Origin of the sequence: Hoylesella buccalis ATCC 35310 (genome assembly GCF_000177075.1) — a bacterium.
Classification (GTDB): Bacteria; Bacteroidota; Bacteroidia; order Bacteroidales; family Bacteroidaceae; genus Prevotella; species Prevotella buccalis.
Genome location: NZ_ADEG01000052.1, coordinates 1 through 4,565, shown reverse-complemented (window position 1 = coordinate 4,565; position 4,565 = coordinate 1). Strand labels below are relative to the sequence as shown.

3 protein-coding genes and 1 pseudogene are annotated in these 4,565 nt (G+C 44.7%); all 4 read right to left on the bottom strand.

Features of this window, described 5'->3' with window-relative positions:
• Positions 1-100: 100 nt before the first annotated feature.
• Positions 101-502, bottom strand: a pseudogene (locus HMPREF0650_RS05815) (Arm DNA-binding domain-containing protein); the annotation flags it as partial.
• Between the two features lie 13 nt (positions 503-515).
• Entirely contained in the window at positions 516-1,067 is a 552-nt protein-coding gene (locus HMPREF0650_RS05810) for a helix-turn-helix domain-containing protein (protein WP_004349105.1), read from the bottom strand.
• Positions 1,068-1,274: 207 nt separating this feature from the next.
• Positions 1,275-3,206 carry a molecular chaperone DnaK gene (dnaK, locus tag HMPREF0650_RS05805; RefSeq protein ID WP_004349103.1) on the bottom strand — a complete coding sequence of 644 codons (1,932 nt, stop codon included), beginning with the start codon at positions 3,204-3,206 and terminating at the stop codon, positions 1,275-1,277.
• Between the two features lie 220 nt (positions 3,207-3,426).
• On the bottom strand, positions 3,427-3,975 hold the full coding sequence (locus HMPREF0650_RS05800; RefSeq protein WP_004349102.1) for a hypothetical protein: 549 nt from the start codon (positions 3,973-3,975) through the stop codon (positions 3,427-3,429).
• Positions 3,976-4,565 lie beyond the last annotated feature (590 nt).

Genomic DNA, 4,565 nt, shown 5'->3' with positions numbered 1-4,565 from the left:
TCCGTTGAATGAACTATTTGATAAAACAATTATTAATCAAAATCCAGAAAATGATCGCCAACTTTCGCTTTGGTGAAATTTAACCGGACAGTAGTGAAGCGAAATATTTAATGAAGTTCTGTTGTGACTTCTCCTTCTGCTCAGCTTGTGCCAGCTCTGTATCACTATATAGGCTCACATTATCATATTCGCGCTGCCTAAGTTTTCTTACATTATCAGCATAGATACATGCCTCTTGGTCTAATTCGCTCTTACATTGAATGATACCATTCAAGTCTCGCTTAGGTTTATAGCTTGTACTTCTATCCGTTGTTCGGGCTGTCCTACTTTTATCCCATATTGGGGTAGTAATGGCACGATTCAGATATTCACGCACACGTTGTGGGGTTTCTTTTCCAGTAACTCGAACAGGATAGCTTTCGATGTAAAGATACCATTCCTTGCGGTATGGACTCTTTCTTAGTCTAACAGTGGCCTTGGTGTTATCAAGTTCTTTCTTCATTTGTGGTCAGTATTTATTTATATAACTGGTCTATTTCTGATTTAGGTGCATACACATAGTTTCCTATTTGTCTTATCGGGATGGAGTATTTCCTGATATGAAGATATACTGTACTGTCGTTAATCTTAAATTTCTTGGCAATTTCTCCAATGGTATAACAATCTTCAGGTTCAAGACGATAAGTCTTTATTTCATTTACCACTTTTCTCTTTTCATCAAATGGTCTAAGGTTGAAACGTTCTTCCAAATCGGAACGACATATTCTTGTCATTCGTTGTCCCAAGTTAAAGCTGCGTACAGCCTTGTCATGAATCAAACGATATAAAGTATCTCGTCCAATATCAAAAATCACGATGGCGTCAGCAATTGAAAGGTATGCTTGTCCTTGTGGTATTCGTGCTGCTTTTTGCTTTCTCAGCAAGAATTCTTCTTCCTCCTTTTTCTTCTGCCTGTAGGCTGCTTGGCTACAATTCTTCGAGCAGTATTTTGAAGTAAGAGTTTTCGCCATGAAACTCTTACCACAAATTTCACATTTTCGTTCTATCTCAAACTTTGCTCTTCCCATATTATCTGTATCTTCTTGATAATCAATGATTATTTTGAAATAAGTCGCACTTTATCTCCTTTTAAGTCGCGGAACAAATATGGTACAAATATAAAGATAAAAACGAGTAAAAACAATAGCTATTAGATATTATTAAGAAATAAAAATCCCAGTAACTAATTGAGCTACTGGGATTTGCTTATATTTGCTAATTGATTTTTGTCAAATTTACTTCACTTCCTCAAAGTCTGCGTCCTGTACGGTGTCATCAGATGAACCGCTTTGGGTTTGCTGACCGTCACCTGCTTGCTGTGCACCAGCGTTGAAGCCTGCGTCTGCACCGGGTTGTGCGCCGCCTGCCTGGCTGTACATCTGTGCGCTGGCAGCCTGCATTACGGTGTTGAGGTTGTTGATGGCTGCGTCGATGGCGGCCACGTCCGCATTCTTGTGCGCGTCCTTCAACTGTTGCAAAGCACTTTCAATATTAGGCTTCTGGTCGGCTGGAATCTTGTCACCGTTGTCTTTCAAGAAGTTTTCGGTGGTGAAGATCATGGAGTCAGCCTGATTCATTTTATCAACCTTCTCGCGTTCAGCCTTGTCGGCGGCTGCGTTTTGTTCTGCCTCGGCCTTCATGCGGTCGATTTCCTCCTGGCTCAAACCTGACGAAGCCTCGATGCGAATCTTCTGTTCCTTGCCCGTAGCTTTGTCTTTAGCCGATACATTCAAGATACCGTTGGCGTCGATGTCGAAGGTAACTTCAATCTGTGGAACGCCACGACGTGCCGGAGCGATGCCTTCGAGGTTGAACTGTCCGATGCTCTTGTTCTGTGCAGCCATGGGTCGTTCGCCTTGTAACACATGAATGGTCACAGCCGTTTGATTATCCACTGCAGTAGAGAACGTCTCACTCTTCTTGGTAGGAATGGTCGTGTTGGCGTCAATCAATTTGGTCATCACGCCACCCATGGTCTCAATACCCAGTGTCAGTGGAGTTACGTCGAGCAATACGATGTCGCCCACGCCACTCTCTTTGTTCAAGATGGCTCCCTGTATGGCAGCACCTACGGCAACTACTTCATCGGGGTTCACACCCTTTGAAGGCTCCTTGCCAAAGTAGTTCTTCACCAAAGTCTGCACGGCAGGGATGCGGCTCGAACCACCTACGAGAATCACCTCGTCAATGTCTGACGTTGAAATCTTCGCATCTTTGATGGCATTCTGACACGGAACCAGACACGCCTGAATCAAGTCGTGTGCCAATTGCTCAAACTGTGCGCGTGTCAAGGTCTTCACCAAGTGCTTTGGCACACCGCCCTCAGCAGAGATATACGGCAGGTTGATTTCGGTAGACGTGGTGCTCGAGAGTTCAATCTTCGCCTTCTCGGCAGCCTCTTTCAGACGTTGCATGGCCATCGGGTCTTTGGTGAGGTCGATGCCTTGGTCGGCCTTGAAATCCTTTGCCAGCCAATCAATAATCACCTGGTCGAAGTCGTCACCGCCCAAGTGGGTGTCACCGTTGGTAGAAAGCACTTCAAACACGCCGCCACCAAATTCCAAGATGGAGATATCGAAAGTACCACCACCGAGATCGAATACCGCAATCTTCAAATCCTTGTGAGCCTTATCCACACCGTATGCCAAAGCTGCGGCGGTAGGCTCGTTCACGATACGCTGCACTTTCAGTCCTGCAATCTCGCCTGCCTCTTTGGTGGCTTGGCGCTGTGAGTCGGAGAAGTATGCCGGAACGGTAATCACCGCATCGGTCACCTCTTGTCCTAAGTAGTCCTCAGCGGTTTTCTTCATTTTCTGAAGTGTCATCGCTGAAATCTCCTGTGGGGTATATTTGCGTCCGTCAATGTCTATTCTTGGATAGCCATTTTCGTCAACCACCTTGAAAGGTACACGCTCGGCTTCTTTCTGGCTCTGTGCATACGTTTCACCCATGAAGCGCTTGATAGAGTATACCGTGTTCGTAGGATTGGTAATGGCCTGTCGTTTGGCAGGGTCACCCACCTTGCGCTCACCGTCTTTTACAAAACCAACGACCGAAGGTGTTGTACGTTTTCCTTCACTATTGGCAATAACCACTGGTTCATTGCCTTCAAATACAGCAACACATGAATTTGTTGTTCCTAAGTCGATTCCTATAATTTTTCCCATAATATGTTGTTTTTTAGTTTACGAGTTAATGAGTTTACGAGTTTACTAGTTGATAGTTCACAAGTAATACTGCTGATTTCGATACGCTTATATAAAAACAAATGTCATGCCAAAACACAACATATTGGCTCGGGCTGACATGAAATATGCCAACCTGTCACTTTGACATCATTGCTGTCATGTTAGGAAAGTGCTGGGGTAGGGGGATGCGCCTACGCTGTCATCCTATTTTTGTCATGTGATAACCCATGGACTTCAGTTGCATGGCGGCACCCATCAAATACAGCTGGTGCAGTGCCGCAATCACGGCTCGGTAGGCATCTTCCGATCCTGGTGTGATGGATAGATGGTGCAACAAGTTGTTGGTTCGGGCGGCACATTCGCCAACCGTGTCTTGCAACTGCTGGGCTTGTTCGGGGTTCAGAAGTAGAACTTTCTCGCGTATATAGTCGTCCATGTGGTCAAAATCAATGCGGTCGCGCAGGTAGGTGTACAGGTTTTCCACCTTATTATATAGTTCCCAATCCTCATCCCAGTATTTAGCCACGGCCATGCCCACATACATCATCCAACCGAAAACAACGGTAGGATATTGATTAAACTCTCGTACGGCATCGGGCATATAGGCGTTGGCTATGTCGTACCATTTTCCTTCGATGTCAGGAGCGTCTGGCAGATGTTCATCAACCTTGTCCAGCCCACGAAGGTAGGTGTGCAGGTCATGCTTAAAAATGGCTTCCTGTGTTTGTAAGTTGTCGCTTGGGTGCATCATGTTTTTATTCGTTGAGGTTGAATAGGGTGAGGGTCAGCCTTTTTCGATGGCCAACTATCCAGCATGATTGTTTGTATTATGTCTATCATCATGCTGCCTGCAAAGATAAATACTTATCTGGAAAAAACAAAATGCTGGATGGTTGAGCCGTTGGCTAACTCGTGGTCATGCGGATAGTTGATTGTGAATTTTATTTACAGCGATGCTCTCTCTCTCCTTCGCGTATTTACAACCAACACTACTTTGGATTGCAAATACGCCAAATATGAGCGATTTTTCTATTTCGTTGTGATCCAGTGTGTTATGGTTGTTTTTCAGTTGTTATGCCTCCGTATGCAAGTGTTGATTGGCCAAAAGCATTGCTTTAAGCAAGTAAGATGCATGCTTTTGGCTGGCAATTGCTTGTTGGTTGAACCGCAAGAGGATGCTTTTGTGAGCATTATCTCCTAGCTATTGCGGCAAAAAGTGATTTTTCTAAAGAAAAAATGGTCATGCTTGCCTCCTGTTTGCCTATTGTTTTTTGACCTATAGCTCATTTTGCAGGCTGAAAAGTGTCATGCCATTAGATATATACACATGTTTCGCCT